The sequence below is a fragment of the Myxococcus sp. CA051A genome, from assembly GCF_013336705.1.
GTDB classification, from domain to species: Bacteria; Myxococcota; Myxococcia; order Myxococcales; family Myxococcaceae; genus Myxococcus; species Myxococcus llanfairpwllgwyngyllgogerychwyrndrobwllllantysiliogogogochensis.
Genome location: NZ_JABUMS010000016.1, coordinates 158,897 through 177,006, shown reverse-complemented (window position 1 = coordinate 177,006; position 18,110 = coordinate 158,897). Strand labels below are relative to the sequence as shown.

16 protein-coding genes and 1 other RNA gene are annotated in these 18,110 nt (G+C 68.0%); 3 read left to right on the top strand and 14 right to left on the bottom strand.

Annotated elements, in window-relative coordinates; all coding sequences use genetic code 11:
- Positions 1–3 precede the first annotated feature (3 nt).
- The 5 genes from HUA74_RS35475 to HUA74_RS35455 all read right to left on the bottom strand — a co-directional run bounded on the left by HUA74_RS35475 (position 4) and on the right by HUA74_RS35455 (position 4,136).
- On the bottom strand, positions 4–963 hold the full coding sequence (locus HUA74_RS35475; protein ID WP_174458108.1) for a phosphoribosylaminoimidazolesuccinocarboxamide synthase: 960 nt from the start codon (positions 961–963) through the stop codon (positions 4–6).
- A gap of 77 nt (positions 964–1,040) precedes the next feature.
- Positions 1,041–1,631 (bottom strand): hypothetical protein, encoded by a 591-nt coding sequence (locus HUA74_RS35470; RefSeq protein ID WP_174458107.1) that lies wholly within the window; start codon positions 1,629–1,631, stop codon positions 1,041–1,043.
- Between the two features lie 459 nt (positions 1,632–2,090).
- Entirely contained in the window at positions 2,091–2,363 is a 273-nt protein-coding gene (locus HUA74_RS35465) for a vegetative protein (protein ID WP_141644253.1), read from the bottom strand.
- Positions 2,364–2,508: 145 nt separating this feature from the next.
- Positions 2,509–3,762: a S1C family serine protease gene (locus HUA74_RS35460; RefSeq protein WP_174458106.1), complete on the bottom strand. Its 1,254-nt coding sequence runs from the start codon at positions 3,760–3,762 to the stop codon at positions 2,509–2,511.
- Positions 3,763–3,848: 86 nt separating this feature from the next.
- On the bottom strand, positions 3,849–4,136 hold the full coding sequence (locus HUA74_RS35455) for a hypothetical protein (protein WP_174458105.1): 288 nt from the start codon (positions 4,134–4,136) through the stop codon (positions 3,849–3,851).
- 95 nt (positions 4,137–4,231) lie between these two features.
- Between HUA74_RS35455 and HUA74_RS35450 the strand changes: the two genes are divergently transcribed.
- Entirely contained in the window at positions 4,232–5,308 is a 1,077-nt protein-coding gene (locus HUA74_RS35450) for a CFI-box-CTERM domain-containing protein (protein WP_174458104.1), read from the top strand.
- Positions 5,309–5,370: 62 nt separating this feature from the next.
- A complete protein-coding gene (locus HUA74_RS35445; protein WP_141644275.1) occupies positions 5,371–5,883 on the top strand; it encodes a TlpA disulfide reductase family protein in 513 nt (170 codons plus the stop codon).
- A 450-nt stretch (positions 5,884–6,333) separates the two neighbouring features.
- Here HUA74_RS35445 and HUA74_RS35440 read toward each other — a convergent pair whose 3' ends face one another.
- The 3 genes from HUA74_RS35440 to HUA74_RS35430 all read right to left on the bottom strand — a co-directional run bounded on the left by HUA74_RS35440 (position 6,334) and on the right by HUA74_RS35430 (position 11,382).
- A complete protein-coding gene (locus tag HUA74_RS35440) occupies positions 6,334–8,334 on the bottom strand; it encodes an OmpA family protein (protein WP_254625395.1) in 2,001 nt (666 codons plus the stop codon).
- A gap of 76 nt (positions 8,335–8,410) precedes the next feature.
- Positions 8,411–10,021 carry a pitrilysin family protein gene (locus tag HUA74_RS35435; protein ID WP_174458103.1) on the bottom strand — a complete coding sequence of 537 codons (1,611 nt, stop codon included), beginning with the start codon at positions 10,019–10,021 and terminating at the stop codon, positions 8,411–8,413.
- Positions 10,021–11,382 carry a pitrilysin family protein gene (locus tag HUA74_RS35430; protein WP_141644258.1) on the bottom strand — a complete coding sequence of 454 codons (1,362 nt, stop codon included), beginning with the start codon at positions 11,380–11,382 and terminating at the stop codon, positions 10,021–10,023. Before HUA74_RS35430 ends, HUA74_RS35435 begins: the two co-directional genes overlap by 1 nt.
- A 230-nt stretch (positions 11,383–11,612) precedes the next feature.
- On the opposite strand from HUA74_RS35430, the gene ssrA reads away from it, so the two are divergent.
- Positions 11,613–11,978: a transfer-messenger RNA gene (gene ssrA / locus HUA74_RS35425) on the top strand.
- 43 nt (positions 11,979–12,021) lie between these two features.
- Here the strand turns inward: ssrA and HUA74_RS35420 are convergent.
- From HUA74_RS35420 to HUA74_RS35395, 6 genes are all read right to left on the bottom strand, one after another.
- Positions 12,022–13,239, bottom strand: coding sequence for a site-specific integrase (locus HUA74_RS35420; RefSeq protein ID WP_174458102.1), 1,218 nt, complete (start codon positions 13,237–13,239; stop codon positions 12,022–12,024).
- Positions 13,236–13,463 (bottom strand): helix-turn-helix domain-containing protein, encoded by a 228-nt coding sequence (locus tag HUA74_RS35415; protein ID WP_174458101.1) that lies wholly within the window; start codon positions 13,461–13,463, stop codon positions 13,236–13,238. The genes HUA74_RS35420 and HUA74_RS35415 overlap by 4 nt, the downstream gene beginning before the upstream one ends.
- Before the next feature lie 2 nt (positions 13,464–13,465).
- The gene (locus HUA74_RS35410; protein ID WP_174458100.1) at positions 13,466–14,002 is read right to left on the bottom strand and encodes a hypothetical protein; all 537 of its coding nucleotides are present in this window, start codon (positions 14,000–14,002) and stop codon (positions 13,466–13,468) included.
- Positions 13,999–15,381, bottom strand: coding sequence for a DNA methyltransferase (locus HUA74_RS45245; RefSeq protein WP_371817358.1), 1,383 nt, complete (start codon positions 15,379–15,381; stop codon positions 13,999–14,001). The genes HUA74_RS35410 and HUA74_RS45245 overlap by 4 nt, the downstream gene beginning before the upstream one ends.
- Before the next feature lie 34 nt (positions 15,382–15,415).
- A complete protein-coding gene (locus HUA74_RS35400) occupies positions 15,416–17,428 on the bottom strand; it encodes a DNA polymerase (protein WP_174458099.1) in 2,013 nt (670 codons plus the stop codon).
- 78 nt (positions 17,429–17,506) lie between these two features.
- The gene (locus HUA74_RS35395; RefSeq protein ID WP_174458098.1) at positions 17,507–18,037 is read right to left on the bottom strand and encodes a hypothetical protein; all 531 of its coding nucleotides are present in this window, start codon (positions 18,035–18,037) and stop codon (positions 17,507–17,509) included.
- Positions 18,038–18,110 lie beyond the last annotated feature (73 nt).

Here is an 18,110-nt window from a genome sequence, read left to right as displayed (position 1 = left end):
GGGCTACTTCAGGTAGCCCTTCTGGCGCAGGTTCCGTTCGATTCGCGCGTGCACGTCGCCCGGCTCGAGCGCGAGCGTCGTCCCCGTAATCTGCTCGAAGGCCGCCACGTACTTGGTGGCCAGCTCCACTCGGACGTCATCGGGGATGGGCGGAGGCGTGCCCTGACCGGAGAAGTTCCGCTCGCGGATGAGCCACTGGCGGATGTTCTCCTTGTCCAGCATGCGCTGGTCCTCGCCCTTGGCGAAGCGGGCCTCGTACTCGTCCGCCACCCAGTAGCGGCTGGAGTCCGGGGTGTGCATCTCGTCGATGACGTAGAGGTCGTCGCCCACCTTGCCGAACTCATACTTGGTATCGACGAGGATGAGGCCGCGTGTGCGCGCCCACTTCTGCCCTTCCGCGAACAGGCCGCGCGCCGCCTCGGTGATGCGCGCCCAGTCGCGAGCGCTGGCCAGGCCTCGCGCGAGGATTTCCTTCTCCGAGATGGGCTCGTCGTGCAGCCCGTACTCCGCCTTGGTGGACGGGGTGATGATGGGCTCGGGGAAGGCCGCGTCCTTGCGCATGCCGGTGGGGAAGGGCAGGCCGTAGGCGGTGTGCGTGCCCTTCTCGTAGTCGCGCCACAGGCTGCCGGTGAGGTAGCCGCGGATGACGACTTCCACCGTGAAGGGCTGGCAGGCGCGCGCCACGGTGACGTTGGCGTCCGGCACGTCGAGCACGTGGTTGGGGCAGATGTGCTTCGTGCGCTCGAACCAGAAGGCCGCGAGCCGGTTGAGCACCTCGCCCTTGAAGGGGATGGTGGTCAGCACGTGGTCGAACGCGGAGAGCCGGTCCGTCGTCACCAGGACGAGCGTGTCGCCGCTCCGGTACGTGTCGCGGACCTTGCCGCGGTAGTGCTGGCCGAGCCCCGGCAGATTCGTCTGCTGGAGCGTGTGGGGGAGCTGAGCGTGAAGAGCGGAGGTATTCACTGGCGCCTCGCGGCCCGCCCCTCTGGAAAGTGGGGCACGGCGAGAGAAGGGTGGGCCTGTTGCTGAGGCGCGGGACTCTACTGGAGCGTGGCCGGCATGGAAGCAGGACCGTAGGCCGCCACCAGGTAGAGGAACGCCGGGTTGACGCGCAGGATGCCGTCCACGTAGGCGACCGCATAAGGCGCCCCGGACGCCCGGTCCACCTGGACCGCGCTCTCCGGATGGATGCCCCAGTGCGCGAGCAGCGTGCGGGCCACTAGCTCCGCGGCTTCTCGCTCGGACAGTCCCTGCAGGCTCTCCCGCCGGTCTTCCGGCCAACGCTCGGCCGCACGGGCTTCCAACACCAGCTCGATGCCCTTGCCCGCGTCCGGCGCCTGGAACAGGTCCATGCGCGAATCGAAGCCTGGCGCGGCGAGCAACTCACCGTGCTGGCTGATGGGGAAGAGCACCAGCGCTTGCGCCGCCTGCCCGGCCTCCAGGTCCGACTGACGGGCCACCTCGCGGAACATCTCGAGGCGCGTCGCGGGGGACTCGAACTCCAGGAACTCTGGCGGATGCGACAGCGCCTGACGGGCACTCATGGTCGCGCGCACGGGCGTGCCCGCACCGCCACAAGCGGTGAGCACGGAGACGAGCGAGAGGAGCAACCCAGGGAGCCAGCGACGCATACGGGCGGGAATATACCGATCTGCTTCAGGATCAACCAGTGAAACTCGGAGGCATGCGTCCTGAGGAGCATCTCGCCTCTGTCCCGCACCTGACGCACTCACAGACACCCTGGATGCGGAGGTCCGCGTCATGGCCCTCTGGTCCTTTTGGACCCGGCCACGTGCTCGGCTCGCGGCGCGGAGCGGCTCGACGTGAAGGGTGACGCGGTGTTGGCGGGCATGGCCGTGACGGAAGGCTCGGCCCGAGGGCTGCGTGTACGTGGCTGGCACCCCATCTCGCACCTGACTCCACGGGCTGGAGCGGACGGTGATGCGGGCGAGCGCGGACCCGAGGCGAGGCGGAGCGGTGGCTCACGGCCTTCAAGCGGTGGGTCGCGCGGTGGCGCGGGGCACCTCTCCCTGAGGATTCAGTCAGGGAAGAGAAGACCCCGGCGCCGCTGCGAGTACGACGGCGGGGACTTAAGCCGCGTCCTTCTTGTACGTCTCGCCGTGGTGCTTCTCGCACAGGCCGGCCTTGAACGTCTTGATGCGGCAACCGTCCTTGGAGCAGGTGCGGTAGCGCGAGTGGGGCAGGTCGCCCTGGCGCCACTGCTTGAAGTGGAAGAAGCAGTAGCTCTTGGCGCGGTAGGGGCGCTTGCAGCCCTCCACGGTGCAAGCCTTCTTGCCACTGCCCTTGGCGGTGCGGGGCCAGTGGGTGAGCTTCTTCTGGGTCGTCGGGGTGGCCTCGGCCATTGTGGAACCTCTCCTGCGAAACGATGCGGGTACCTCGGCGCCACGAGCACGTGGACCATCCGCCGGGTACGAAAAAGGCGCACTGTCTAGCGCCCATGCCACCCGAACGCAAGGAGACGCCGGAAGACCGGTGTCCGCGCGGGTGTCAAGGCGCCGGAGCGCCGTCCTCGGAACCCGGGGCGTTCGGCTCGACTTCCGGGGCCGTGGGAGGGAGCGTCTTTGCTCGGGGAACGGGCGACAGCAGGTCGTCCAGTACGGACTGCGCCCGGGTGGGCCGCCGCCCCTGCCGTCGGGAGGCCAGGGTGGGCGCGGGGGGCTGCTCGCTCGGCATCTCCTCCAGGCGGACCTTGAGCCGCATCGGCTTGCCCAGCCGGTGGATGCGCAGCCGCACGTCATGGCCCACGCCCCGGGCGGCCACCTGCCAGCGCAGGGTGTGAGCGCGCCGCACGCGCCGCGTGTCGAGCCCGATGATGACGTCGCCGTGGAGCAGGCCCGCGCGCTCGCCCGGACCGCCCTCCACCACCTCCGTCACCACCACGCCCTGGCCCTGGCCCAGGTTGAAGGCCTCGGCGACCTCGGGCGAGTAGTCCTGCACGCTGATGCCCAGCCAGCCCCGGCGCACGCGCCCGTGGGCCCGCAGCTGCGGAATCACCGTCTTGGCGATGTCGATGGGGATGGCGAAGCCGATGCCCTGGCCCGCCACGTTGACGGCGTTGGCCACCGCCACCACGTCGCCGTGCAAGTCGAGCACGGGGCCTCCGGAGTTGCCCGGGTTGATGGAGGCGTCCATCTGCATGTAGTCGAAGTCGCCGTCGCGCCCGTTGGGCGTCACGTCCGTGCGGCCCATGAAGCTGACCACGCCCACCGTCACGGAGTGGGAGAGGCCGAACGGGTTGCCGATGACGACAATCCAATCCGCCGAGCGCACGTGCGACGCGGACGCAAGCCGCAGCACGGGCAGCTTTCGCGGGGCCTCGATTTTCAGCAGCGCGCAGTCGGTGCGGGAGTCCTCGCCCACCACCTGCGCGACGTACTCCTCGACGTAGCCGCGCGGGTGCATCACCGAGATGACGACCTCTGACGCTCCCTCCACCACGTGAGCGCTGGTGAGGATGTAGCCGTCGGCGTGGATGATGAAGCCGGAGCCAATGCCCTTCTGGGGCTCCTCGCCCGACACCGACGCTTCGTCCGTCAGTTGTCGGGTGGTGATGGAGACCACCGACGGCATCGCCTTGCGAGCCACGTCACTCAGCGTGGCCCGCTGGTTGTCCAGCGAACGGTTCTGGGCTTCGAGCCACAGACGTCCGCGCCCGCGCCCGGCGGCCTGCGCTGGGGTCGCCAGCGCGCACACCAGCGCGGTGAGGATGACGACACTCTTGATGAAAGGCGCCCTGCCCATGCCCCGCCTCCGCCCCGACCGACCGTCCACCACCCACGCAACCTAGGGAGGGGAGACCTGTCGCGGAAGCGGACCTGTCGGCCAGGCTACTTCTTCTGCGCGATGATGCGGTTGACCGCTGCCCGGTCCTCCGCGCTGATGCGCTCGCGCGGGGCGGCGGGCGTCGTGCGGGAGACAGCGCCCTTCGCGTCCTCGTAGGCGTCCTCCAGCCCGTCCTTCATCCGGTCCACGGTGTCCGGCTTCACGGTGCGCTTCCAGGCCCGCTCCATGTGTTGCAAGGGCGTGCGGCCGTCCACCTCTCCCGTCGACAGGAAGATGCCGAGCCCCACCGCGCAGACCGTCCAGACGATGAACTTCAAAGCTCCCATGCTCACAGCCTCCTACGTCTTCTTACATGGGGTAGAGACGGGTGGCCAGTTTCCGACCGCGTGTATGTGATCCGCGCTGACAGGGCGACTCGCGGCACTTAATGTCCGCCGGCTTGCAGCCCGAAGAGCTCTTTCAGGCCGCCCGTGAAAGGGCGGCACAGCTGGACGTGGGGCGTGGAGACGCGGTGGTGGAACGCGTCCGAGCCGCCGCGTCCTCGTTGTTCAGCCGGATTCCCGAGCCGCCGGTGTACCGCCGCGCCGAGGACCCTTCACGCAAGGCGGCGCAGGCGTTGCTGCCGGAGATGGAGAAGGTGTTGGCGGAGGCGCTGGCGGCGGGCAGAGACCCGTCGATGGCGCCCGCGCTGGAGAAGCTGGTGGCCGCGTTGCTCGCGCATGGCGAGGCGCTCTGTCACACGGCGGGCGGGCGGTTGGAGGCGGCCGAGATTGCCTGGCGGCGCGCGCTGGAATTGGAGCGGGCCGCGCATCCCACGCGGCACCTGGTGACGGCGCCTCCGCGTCCGCCGCCGGTGTTCGACAAGACGGGGGGAGGCTCGCGGTATGACCCTCGGCCCGCGCCGCAGGCGAGCGTGAAGCTCGTGTGTCCCAACACCGGCTGCAAGCGGGTGGGGGACTACGCCTTCCTGACGAGCCACGCGTACAACCGCTTCGTGTGCCCGGTGTGTGGCACGCCGTTCCTGGCGTACTTCGGCGAGCTGCGAGGGCTGGAGGTGGAGGTCCGCCGCAGCTCGAAGCGCTACTTCTTCACGGTGGACGAGGTGGGCACCACCAACTCCTCGCGCATCGAGTTCGAGGAAGCAGGCGGGCAGGAGTTCCCGGCCGCGCGCAGGGATTTGCTCGCGTTCCTCTACACGGAGGCGCGGGAGCTGAAGGTCGTGGTGAACCTCACCAACCAGCGGCTCATGTGGGTGAGCCCCGCGTCCTCGTGCTTCGTGGCGACGGTGGCGTTTGGCGAGGGAGCGCCGGAGTTGGTGGCCTTCCGTGCGTACCGCGATGACGTTCTGCGGAAGAGCGCGCTCGGGCGCGGGTTCATCCGGGGCTACTATCGCTGGGGTCCGGACGTGGCGCGGTGGGTGTCGCGGAGACCGGTGGCCCGAAGCGGAGTGCGCTGGGTGTTGAGTCAGGTGCATGACCGCCTGACCAGGAGTGGATTCTCGTGACGCAGGAAGGAATCGGCGCGCCGCCGCCAGCGAGGCCGCCGAGCGGCGGGACGAAGCTGTTCATGGGCCTGATTGCCGGGCTCGGATTGGCGGGCGTAGTGTACCTGGGCGTGCTGGAGGCCCGGCGCTCGCAGTTGGTTCCGGATGGCGCGGCGACCCCCTCGTTCGAGCTGCAGCGTCACGAGGGCGGCGTGCTGAAGTTGGAGGACCTCCGCGGCCAGGTGGTGATGCTGGACTTCTGGGCGACGTGGTGCCCTCCGTGTCGAGAGGAGATGCCCGCGCTGGTGAAACTGGCGAAGGAGTACGAGTCCCAGGGACTCGTCTTCCTGGCGGCCAGTCGGGATGACGGAGACATGGCGCCCCAGCTGGTGGACAACTTCATGCGGCGCCACCTGCCCGACTTGAAGCCCTACGTCGTGTACGCCGGCGACGACATGGCGCGGGCCTTCCAGGTCAGCGCGCTGCCGACGCTCTACTTCCTGGACCGCGAGGGCAAGGTGACGGACGCGCAGCGAGGCGCCCTGTCCGAGGACGCCCTGCGCCGTCGCATCGAGCGGGCGCTCAAGCAACAGTAGCAGCGACTCGCGACGGGACACGCCGCCACGTCGTGGCCGGACCGCACCCATGAGAAAGGCGCCGATGCCCTCGTGGGACAAGGGCGCGTCGTCCCACTTCATTGCTCGACGACGCGCATGAGAAGGGCGCCGATGTCCTCGTTGGACATGGGCGCCTCATCCCACTTCATGGCCCGATGATGCGCGTCAGAAAGGCGCCGATGTCCTCGTGGGACAAGGGTACGTCGCCCCACTTCATGGCTCGACGACGCGCATGAGAAGGGCGCCGATGTCCTCGTGGGACAAGGGCGCGTCGTCCCACTTCATGGCCCGACGACGTGCATGAGAAGGGCGCCGATGTCCTCATGGGACAAGGGCGCCTCATCCCGCTTCATGGCCCGACGATGCGCATGAGAAAGGCGCCGATGTCCTCGTTGGACATGGGCGCCTCGGTTCTCGACGGTGACCCGACTACTTCCCGGGTGTCTGTGGCGGCGGCTTGGTGTCCGTAGCAGCAGGCTTCGCCGCGGGAGCAGGTGAGCCCGGAGTCGTCGCCGGCTTGCCGTCCGTCGCCGGAGGCTTCGCCGTGGGGGCCGCTCCCGGCGCGGGCGTCGTCGCGCCCGTGGGTTTACCGGCGGGAGCCGCGCCCGGAGTCGCCGGGGCCTGCTTGCCGGCGGGAGGCTGCTGTCCCGCCGGGACGACGGTCTCCCGACCCTCGGTCTCCACTTCGGAGCGCACGAGCTTGAAGTCGACGCGGCGGTTCTTCGCGCGACCCAGCGCGGTGTCGTTGGTGGCGATGGGCCTGTCGAAGCCGAAGCCCTCCGAGCTCAGGCGCTTGCGGTCGATGCTCTTGGACACGAGGTACTCGAGCACCGAGCGCGCACGCTTGTCGGACAGGCCCATGTTGAGCTGCCGCGAGCCCCGGTTGTCCGTGTGGCCTTCGATGAGCACCGGCCCCAGGGTGGGGTTCTTCCGGAGCACCGTCGCCACCTCGTCCAGCAGCGGATAGGAGCGCTTCTGGATGACGGCGGAGCCCGTTTCGAAGAGCACGTTGCCCTTGATGCGGATGCGGTCCGACTCGACGAAGACGTATGGAGGCGAGTCGAACGGGCAGCCGTTGTTCTCCGGCGGGCCGAACTGCTCGGGGCAGTCATCCTCGTTGTCGGGCACTTCGTCGCCGTCCGTGTCCGGGCAGCCGTCGTAGTCCTTGGGGCCGGGCTTGTCCGGGCACTTGTCGAACTCGTCGGTGATGCCGTCGCCGTCGGTGTCCACCTCGGGGCAACCCTTGCGCTCCTTGAGGCCCTTCACGTCGGGGCAGCTGTCCTCGCCGTCCACCACGCCGTCGCCGTCGTTGTCCGGGTCGGGGCAGCCGTCGCTGTCCTGGAAGCCGTCCTTGTCCTCGGCCTCGTTGGGGCAGCGGTCCCTCACGTCGGGCACGTTGTCGCCATCGGAGTCCTGGAAGCGCTCGTCGTAGCGCAGCCCGAACATGACGCGCAGCGCCTCGCGCCCGTAGCCGGTGGTGAGGTTGAGGCCCCGGCCCACGTTCAGCTCCAGTCCCCAGTTGCCCCAGATTTTCGCGCGGGCACCGACGAGCAGCTCCCACGGCGTCTTCAGCGAGTCGGACTGGTCGAAGTTGAAGGGGCGCACCAGCGGCGTGCCCAGGTGCATCTCCGCCGTGGCCTGCACGTCCGTGAAGCGCCCCATGTTGGGCAACTCTCCGATGATGCCGGCGCCGAGCGTCAGCTCGTCGTCCACCAACAGGTTCAGGTACTGCGCATGCTTGCGCAGCTTCACACCCGCGTTGCCCACCACGCGGATGGGGATGGGGAGCACGTCGAAGCGCTGCTCCGCCGCGAGGCGCGGCGCGAAGACGAAGCCCCGCTCACCCGTGAAGCTGTCCGCGTCACCCGTCGGCGCGCGGACCTCCGCGATGAGCGAAAGGCCCACGGGGAACTTCTCGCGGTCCAGCAGATGGATGCGCGGCACCAGTCGGATGTCGCCCAGCGTCGTGCGGCTCACCCCGGCGGCGCCCGGGAAGTCCGGCGCGTCCAGCGCATCTCTCAAGAGATTGAAGTTGTCGCCCTGGAGGAGCGTGAAGGGCAGGTCGATGCCCAGCTCCAATCGCTCATGGAGCTGGTAGGCGAAGAGCAGGTGGGCGTCGAGCCGGTATGGCAGCAGGTCGCCCAGCTTCTCGTCACCCAGCTTCAGGGCGAGGATGCGCCAGTTGAAGTCGAACAGCAGCGCGCCGCGGAAGCTGCCGACGGGCTCGCTGTTGCTCGTGCCCTCCAGCGCGATGCCGCTGTTCTGCGCGGGCGTGGGCTTGACGGGAACGGCGTCGAAGCCTCGGGAGAAGGGGTCGTGTTCCGCGTGGACCGCCGCCGAGGCCAGGAGCAGGCCCATCAGGACGAATCGGACGGCGGAGCCGCTCAGGGGCCGCCACCGTGGAGAGTGGCCGGAGCTGGTGCCTCGCATGATGGCAGCTCATACCATCCGGTCCCGAGGGGCGGAAACAAATGACCCACCCCTCGGGGCAAAATACAGCCCTGCGCTACTTCTCCATGAAGGACTGCGCGGGAATGACGGTGATGGCGTCCGGGCTCACGGGGAGCTTGTAGGGGACGATGACCTTGTCCAGCGCCAGCAGCTCCTGGGACTTGTCGGACGCGTAGGTGATGGGTGAGGGCTGTCCGGTGCGCAGGGCGTCGGCGAGCTTCTCCGCGTCCTGGGTGACGAAGGCGAAGTTGAGGCCCGTGGGGTGGAGCCGGCGGCGCAGCACCTCCTGCACGGACTGGGGCGTCATCTTCGTGAGCGCCTGGCGGTACTGCTCCAGGAAGTCAGGCGTGCCGTAGAACAGCGAGTCGATGGCGTAGCCCAGCCGGCGCGGGTCCGTCTGCTCCCAGAGGCGCGAGTAGCCCTGGAGGAAGCCACGCATCAAGTCGAAGCGCTCCTGCGGGATGGGCTCCTTGACGAGCTGGTCCATGAAGTACACCGCGCCGCGCGTGGCGAACATCGCGTTGCCGGGTTCCACCGGGCGAATCCACAGCGTGAGGTCCTGCTGGGTGCGCGCGATGTTGGTGCGGTTGTAGGTGGTGCCCGGGTCCTCGATGAAGTGCTCGGCGTAGGCATAGTCGCCGTAGTTGAGGCCGCGCTTCTCGCGCAGCTCGTTGAAGAGCAGGCCGATGGACTGACGGTGCTCGCCCAGGTGCGTGAGCGCGAAGGCCAGCGGGAAGAAGTCGGGGTCGCCTCGGCGCACCGGGTTGACGTAGCCCATGCTGACGGCGGTGGAGAGTGTCTGCTTCTGGATGATGACGGCGCGGCCCGCCGTGGTGGGCAGGGTGGGCAGCGTCACGCGAGGCGCGCCCGTGGCGGGCAGGGTGCCCAGGCGCGACAGCAGCGACTGCTTCAGCGCGTCGTCCACCGCGCCGGCGAGGCCGACGACGAGCCGGTCCTGCGTGAAGACGCGCTGGGCGTGGGCCTTCACGTCGTCCAGGGTGATGGACTTGAGGCCCTGCACGGTGCCGCCGGTGTAGTGCGCGTAGGGGTGGTCCTTGTAGATGAGCGCATCGAGCGCGACCTTGCCGAGCCCCTCGTCATTGGCGCTGCGCAGGCCGTTCTCCACGTCGCTGACGGCGTTGGCGCGCAGGCGCTCCAACTCGGAGGTGTCCAGGCGGGGCGCGAGCAGCACGTCGGTGAAGATGTCGAGGTAGCGCGGCAGGAAGTCCTTGTGGACGCGTCCGGAGAAGGTGGTGAACTCCTTGTCCGTGGAGGCCTCCAACTCGGCGGCCATGGGGAAGAGCGCCTCGAGCAACTGCGCGGAGGTGAGCTTCCGCGTGCCGCCCTCGGCCATCAGCGAGGCGGTGAGCGCGGTGAGGCCTTCCTTGCCCTTCGGGTCATCGATGGAGCCCGTGTGGAAGACGAGCCGGAAGGTGATGATGGGCGTGTCCGGGCGAGCGAGGACCACCAGCTCCAGCGGCTTGGGCTGCTTCAAGGGGACGACGGGCACTTCCTTCGGGGCCGCCGGGGTCTTCTCGGCGGTGGAAGGTGTGGCCGGAGTCTCCGTCGTGGCGGGAGGGGTCGTCTCGGGCGCGGGCTTCGGCGTGGAGGCGCAGCCGGCGAGGGACAAGAGGGCGGTGAGGGACAGCAGGGCCTTGGCGTTCATCACTTCGTCCCTCCGGCGGCATCGACCTTGGGCGTGAGGCTGAGCTGGGTGAGGTTGGTGGCCTTGAGGTAGCGCTTGGTGAAGTCGGACAGCTGCGCGGGCGTCACCTTGGCCAGATTGGCGAGCTGGCGCTGGAATCCATCCGGAGTGCCGAGGATGCCGGCGTACCAGCCGAGCTGGATGCCCACCTCGCGCGGCGTCTGGAGGGCCATCAGGGCGCCATAGCGCGCGTTGTCCTGGATGGCCTTGACGCGGGCGGCGTCGACCTTGCCGGCGGCGAGCCTGCTGACCTCCTGGAGCAGGGCCAGGCGCACGCGCTCACGGTCCTTCTCGTCCTTGAGGGTGGCAGTGAGGGTGAAGAGGTGCGGGTCGCGGTGCTCGGAGTAGTCGCTGCCAATGGCCTCGACGAGCTGCTTCTCGAGGACGAGCTGCTTGTAGGCGGGGCTGGTGGGGCCGACGAGGTATGCCACGAGCACCGTCTGCAGGGCGGAGTCAGCGGTGTTGGCGGACGCTGCGGGCGTGTGCCACGCGAGCACCTGGCGCGGCTGGGTGGGCTGCGGCCAGTCGACGTGGGCGGTGCGCGGCTGCGTCTGCGCGGGCTCGGTGGGGACGGTGATGGTGGACGTCTTGCGGTTCCACGGGCCGTAGTGCTCGCGCACGAGCTTCATCACCTGCGCGTCATCGAAGTCGCCGACGATGAAGAGCATGGCGTTGTCGGGGGTGTACCAGCGCTCGAAGAAGTCGCGGCTGTACTGGTAGGCCTCCGGCATGGCCTTGATGTCGTCGTAGAAGCCGAGCGTGGTGTGACGGTACGTGTGCTTCGTGAAGGCGGCGGCGTTGAGCGTCTCCTCCATCTTGAGGTACGGGGCCGCGGCGTTCTTGTGGTACTCGCCGAGCACCGCGAGCGCCTCGGTGCGGAAGGATGGCTCGGAGTACTCGAGGTTGCGGAAGCGGTCCGCCTCGATGTCGATGAGCTGGGGCAGGCCCGCCGTCGGTCCGTACGAGTAGTACAGGGTGATGTCGTCGGTGGTGAAGGCGTTGTCGTCGAAGCCGAACGTGCCGAGGATGCGCTCGCGCTCGCCTTCGGGGTGACGCTTCGTCCCCTTGAACATCATGTGCTCGAAGAAGTGGGCGAAGCCCGTCTTGCCGGCCTCGACCTCGTTGCGCGAGCCGACGCGCACGACGGTGACGTACGCGACGATTCCCTGGGACGGGTAGGGCACGCGCACGACGGTGAGGCCGTTGGGCAGCTTGTCCGTCTGGAGGGTGTAGGGGAAGGACTGGGTGGCGGCGCTCTTCTGCGCCAGCGCGGGGAGCGCGGTGCCCAGCACGAGCAGGAGGAGGGGAAGCAGTCGTCTCATTCGGGGTCCTCGTGGCCGCTGGGGAGCGCGAGGGCTGTCCGAGCGGGGAGGCGACCCTACGACGGTGAAGCTGGAGGGGAAGCGACTTCCAGGCTGAGTGTCCGCCTTCGTGCGAGAAGGTGAGGTGGTGGACGCTCAGGAGGATTGACGGGGCGCCGTCAGCGGTTAATGTGAGGAAGACGCGGTCGAAGCGGTGGCCGCAAGAGCAGCAGGCAGTCAGTCAACACCCCGGGGGCGACCCGGTTTCGACGGGGGCATAGAAGTTCGAGACGCGTGCCGAGCTTGTCAGGTAGCTCGTAAATCCAACCCGGCAAAGACACAAAAGCCAACGACAACGTTGAGCTCGCGCTGGCTGCCTAAAAACAGCTGTTAGTGCGCGGTCCCCCAGCTCTCGGCCCGTGGGGTTGGGATCGACCGTCATAATGCGGGCTGGCTGCCAAGGGTGCCTGGGCCCGAGGTGGCGAGACCTTTCCAGGACCGGCTTCAGGAATCCCGTCCGTGGGAGTCTTGAGGACGTAGCAAATCGCGGACTACGCACGTAGGGTCGAAGGACCGAAGGCTTTCGGACGAGGGTTCGATTCCCTCCGCCTCCACTGGAAATGGCTCGTAATCCTCAGGGGTTACGGGCCTTTTTCTTTTTCACCCCACGGCCATTGCCCCTGTATTGCCCCACGCCAGCAACGGCGTGTCGAGGAGTTGGACCGCGTCCCGCTTCACCTCCGGACTGAGGTGGGCATAGCGGTTCGTCATTTCGATGGTCGCGTGCCCCATCAGCTCCTGGATGACCTTCAGTGGCACGCCTCTCATGGCGAGGTGACTGCCGTAGGTGTGGCGCAGGTCGTGCCAACCGATGAGGCCCACCTCCCGGACAATGCTCGCCGCCTTCAACGCGCGGGTGAGCGGATGCTTCAGCATGCCGTCCGTGAAGGGCATGCCGTCCTCCTGGCAGAAGACGTAGGCGCCTCGCAGGTGCCGGTGTCCCTTGAGTGCTTCGACGGCTGAAGCGGGGAGGTCCACCATTCGCTCACGTCCACCCTTTGGAAGCCCCTCCACTCCACGCCAGATGGTCCTCTGGACATGAACCTTGCCCCGTTGCAGGTCCAGGTCATTCCACTGAAGCCCGAGGAGTTCGCCCTGCCGTAACCCCGTCTTGATGGCCACGAGCAGCATGGGACGCCACTCGGGTTCAGACGCGGTGATGAGGCGCTCGGCTTCTTCGAAGGAGAGGAAGTCGAACTTGGGCTTGGGCACCTTCCCAAAGAGCTTCACGCGCGGCGCCTGTTGGATGACCTGCTGCTCTTGTGCGAGAGCCAGGAGCTTGCCCAACACCGCGAGCACGTTGTTGATGGTCTTCAAACTCAGAGGCTTGGGCGCCGCACCCTTGCGCTTTCGGAGCGCTGCCGGGGTTGGGGCCGTCTTCCTCCCTCGCGCGGCGGATTTCTTCTTCCGCATCAGGGCCTTGAAGTCTTCGATGACTGACGGGCCGATAGAATCCAGAGGCATCTCCCCGAAGAACGGGAGGATGTGGTGTTTGAGGATCCGCTGTTTGGCGTCGACGCTGGAGGGCTTGTTGTTGTTGTCCGAGTACGTGAGGTATCGCGACGTGAAGCCCATCACGGTCGGCACCTGCTTTGTTTCCTCGGTTGCTACGGGCTCCTTCTCCTTCCCGAAAGTTCCCATCAGGAGGGCTGCGCGGACGTCGCGTTCGTACTGCTCGGCACCACGACGGGTGTTGAGCGGGCTGTCCTTCCGGACGCGCTCAACCTTCCCGCCAGCGTGCTTGAACTTGATGTCCACGAACCAAACCTGTTGAGGCTTTCCGTTCTTGTCGTTGTACTTCCTGAGTCTCACGCTCATGTCGGCTTCTCCTTGAGCGCAGGACCGCCTTGACCCATGGGCGAGCCTACCAGTGCGTCGCGGCGGATGCGGAGGGCTTTCCCGATGCGGGCAACTCCCGGCACTTGCCCGAGCCGGATGGCCTCGTAGAGCGTCTTCCGGTTCACGCGCAGCAAAGCGGCGGCCTCGTCCACGGTGAGAAACGCAGGTGTGCCTTCCGGGCTGTTGGAGATGGGTTCGGACATGGCTACCTCGGGAAGACGCGGCGGGGCGCGAGGCGACCGAGGGCGTGAAGCCCGATGCCGATGGCGTCCCAGACGTTGTGATGGAGGGTGGCCGCGCTGGGCAGCTCGACGCGCAGGTGCTCGGCGGCGCCGAGGCGCTGTTTGATGCGCTCGATGAACGCCTCCGGGTCGACGGTCCCCTTCCAGTCGCGCGGGTAGACGCTGCGGCGACTGGCGACGTTCGGCAGGAAGCCACCGAGCATGCCGACGACGCCCGCAAGCTGGATGAGGTCGTTCTGGTCGCCCTTCTGGTGAGCGGCGGCGTAGACGCGGGGCATCTCGATGATGAGCTGGAAGGGCTCGTCACCCACGCGCGGACGGAGCCACTCACGGACCACGAGGGCCATGGAAGCCCACGAGGCCAGCGACAGCTCGCCGTCCTGACGCTCGGGGTTCTTCGGCAGCCCAGCCGCCAGGAGTGTTGCGCGTTCGTGTACCGGCATGTCGAACACGGCGACACCGCAATGCCGAAGGCCAGGGTCGACGGAAACCAGCTTCATGGCGAAGCCTCCCCGCTACGCTGGCTCAACGCGTGCTCGAGACGCGCTTTCGCGAGGGCCAGGTACTCGGGCTCGCGCTCGATGCCGATGAACCCGAAGCCCTCGGCCAGCGCGGCGAGCCCCGTGGTGCCACTGCCCGCGAACAAGTCGAGGACGGCGCCGCCCGGAGGCGTCACGAGTCGACACAGCCATCGCATCAACGCAACCGACTTCACCGTGGGGTGGGAGTTGCGCCCTTCTCCAACATCTTCCTTGGCGCGCGGCGCGTTGAGACCCGCGCTTCCATCCATGCTTGCGTGTGACTCGGCGCCCGAGCGGAGCGGAAGCTGGGCACAACCAGCGTCCCGTTCGGCGCGCGAGGGCTTGGCGATGTAGAAGAAGCGGGATGTGCCACTGGGGAGCATGTCCGAGGCTTCCTCATCGAACGTCACGTGCGCGGGCCATGCCGCCCTGTCCTGGCGCGGGAGTCGGCATGCATCGATGTTGAGGGCCCCAGTCCCGTGTTGCAGGACGTTCGCGGCCACCGTGCTGGTGAGTGGCTTGCGCGCGAGAATCCAGTGCTCGGCGGCGGGCTTGAGCGCCGTGCCCCATCCTCGCCACTGACGAGCGGCTTCTGTCGCGGGTTCGTCGCGACGCTCGCGGGACGAAAGGTCCGCTTTGAGTCCTGTGCTCGCAAGCCAGAGCTGGCCGGCGGCGGCTCTCGGATGGTGTCCGGTGATGGAACGGCGGAACCAGTTGGGCCCGGGCTTGCCCTTCTCCGAGACAAGTCGTTCAACAAGCGCGCGAATAGGCTCGGGCACCTCGTCGACTCCGAGAAGCTCCAGGAGCGTCGGCCAGTGGGTTTTGCTGGGTACTTCGGGTTGAGAGCCCTGCGACGTCCAGTGCCCCGCCATCCCGTTGAGTCCGAAGGCCGCGTCGATGCGCGCATTGGTGAGCCCAGCACGGTCTCTCATTTCCGCAATCCAGCGGGTGACGAGCCGGACATCATCCAGACAGACCCTTTGCTTATCGATGGCCTGTGACACATCGAGCGACTTGGGGAACCCAGTGCCGAAGAGGTGCATGACAATGTCGCGCACCTCGAAGCCCGCATCCTCCAGGGCGGTGGCTGTCCAATGTGACGTGCGCGGCAAGGCCCACACGAGCGCGTGGCCGCCGGGCTTGAGCACGCCAAGGGCTTCACGGAGGATGCCGGCAAGCCAAGTCACCCACGCTTGGCGGCCTCCTCGGTCGCTATCCCACGCATGGTTCATCAGTCCGATTCCGGCGGGCGGGTCCGTGACAATGGCGTCGATGCTGTTGGGCGCGAGCACCCGGGCGACATGCGCGGAGTCGCCAAGGAGCAGGGCGGCGCGTTCGGTTAGAAGTTCTGTCTTCACATCACTTCTGATGGGGACACTTTCCGCGACTGGTTCACGCGGCCTTCTTCTCCTCGGGCTCCCACACCAGGAGACGCCCCGTGCTGTCTCGCACCGTGGCCGCGTCCTTCGAGAGCACGCGCGAGAGGGCGGGCTCGGCTTCGATGGCTCCTGCGAGGTCCGGTGTCACCTCTCGCATCGCTTGCCGCATGAGTTCCGCCATGCGCTCGGCGGCGTCGTGAAGGCGGTTGGGGAAGTCGGCGCGCAGCTCCGCTACCAACTCGTCGTGCACCATGAGAACGAGGCGCGAGCCCCAGAGAGGAGAGTGACGGTCCGAGTACATCTCCCGGGACACTCGCCAGGTCGCTAGCTTCGCGCCCACGGCACCGAGCCCCTGGAAGGGCGTGTTGAGCCACTGCGTGTAGCCGCACCCTCCCCGGAGGATGTTGGCGCCCGGAATCATGACGTCCACGAGTTGGTCGTTGCGCGTGTACGCGCTGGCGCGGGCGAAGAGGGCGCGCTGCTCGGGCCACGCGTCGAGCCACCTGTCGCCGTAGCGGCGCGACACCTCGACGCACGCGGCGCAGACCATCTTCACCTTGCCCTGGACGCGCACGGGGACGCGCTCAACGCCGCACGTATCCGCCACCTTCGCCAGCAGGCAGAACCGGACGCCGTCCTTGGCGCGTGCGTGGTACGCCATGCCGCCTGCCCCAAGGCCCCCGCCCTTGCCAAAGTTGAAAATCTTGGCGAGGGAGCGGAAGGACGTGGCCGTTGCCTCCTTGGCCTTCACGCGCGGCAGGAGGGCGTCGTAGCTCTCCCCAAGGAAGGTGGCCGCCGCCGAGGTGTGGACGTCCTCCTTGGCCAGCAGGGCCTCGGCCATCCGCGAGTAGCCTACGTCCCAGATGGCACGCTGGGCCATGGTGCGCAGCTCCAGGCCGCCATAGTCCACGGAGCAGAAGACGAAGCCAGGACGGGCCTCGTGGCACTCGCGCACGCCCCCGCGCTGGGGAAGCTGCTGGTAGTCGCTGGAGACGCGCGTCGTGGACACCAGCACGTTGAAGCGCGGGTTGAGGGGCGTGGTGGTGCCGGCCTCCAGCTTGCCCAGGTAGGTGGAGCGGTACTTGTCCACCTTGCCGGCCTTGCCCAGTTCCTCCAGCACCGTGTCGCCCGAGTCCAGGAGGGTGTCCCGGTCCGTGGCCACTTGCCCCTCGGGGAAGCGGGGGGAGGGCGGGGTGACGGGAGGCGCGCCGTTGTAGGCAGTGGTGACGAGATGGGCGAGGCGCTTGGTGTCCTTGGTGCCGTTGGCGCGGAAGATGCCGGCGGCCTGGAAGTGAGCGCGGTTGGCCTTCCACTCCTGTTCGACGCGGCGGCGCAGCTCCTCGACGCGTCCGGCATCCGTGCGAAGCCCCCACATGGAGGCGAGGTGGAGTGCGAGGGCGGCGCGGACCTGGTCCCCCTCGGCGTGAAGGTTGCCGCCGTTGGCGACGGTGGACGCGGCGCGTTCTTGCGAGAGGTGGACGTCCAGCGTGAAGCGCGCGTCGCGTAGCGGGTACTTCACGGCGCCTTCGGGCCACTTCTCCAGCGGCACCCCATCCAGCTCGCCGTAACGGAGGCGCCACGCGTCGGGGGCGTGCTTGTCGGCGCTGATGTCGAGGCCGAGGTGGCGCCGCACCAGGAGGGCCAGCGGGTATCGGGCGCCTTCATCGTCCCCCAGCGGGCGGCCCGTCTCCGGGTCCACACCATGTAGTCCCCGGGCAATGTCCAGGAGGGCCTCGCGGATGGCCACGTCATGGAAGCGGCCCGCCTCGGCTGCGGTGAAGACGGCGTCCACAAGTCGCGGGTCATCCGCGCACATGACGCCCAGGTCGTACGGGAGATTGGCGCCCGTCAGCTCGACGTCTGGCGCGCGGAGGGCCTCACGGAACCACGCGCGGGCCTGGGCGGCGGAAAGGAGCTGCTCGCTTCCAGCCGCGTCCAGGGCGATGGAGGCGCAGACGAGAGGCGGCGCTACGAGGCCGGGTTGAATCGGATACGTCTCGGTGTCGAAGCTGAAAAGGGTGGCCACAACACCGAAAGGCCCGTGACGTGGGCCAGCCGTGGCGCCCTGGGGAGAGCGCCAAGAAGTCCAGAGGTGGAGGGGACGTCAGCCCAGGGCGTCAGCGAGCGGGGGGAGCTTCGCGGCGGCGCGCTTGGCCTCGATGTCGGCCAGCTCCGCGTCCGTCGGGCTCACGTTGCTCCAGCGGTAGCCCTCGATGACCTTGCCGGGCCTGCCGTCCTTCTCCGGGAGCGTCTTGGGGAAGACGTCGCAGTCCACCAGGAGGAAGGCTCCGGCCTGCTTCGCCTCGGTGAACTTGGCGATGAAGTCCTGGGAGACTTCGTGCTCCTCGGCACCGGCCAGGGCCATGAGGAACGCCTTGAAGCGCCCGCCGCCGTTCTTCTTCGCGTCGGAGAGGTTCTCCACGTAGCTGGTGATGAGGCCGGGCCGCGTGGGCTCGGTGTTGTGCTGGGTCCGCTCCGACGTCACCACCTTCACTTCAGCGATGGCGGACAGGCCCTTGAAGCCGTCCTTGGTGCGGATGGACTGCACCTCCAGGCGGTAGCGGCCTGCCTTGAGGTACTGCGAGCCGAGAGCGGCCTGAGAGGTGGCGATTCGTGCGAGTGCTGCGTTGCTCATGTCCCGTGTTCCCAGTCAGGTGGCGGGACGTCGAGAGGACGTCCTCACTTTCCTTTATGGGGACGCTTTCCGG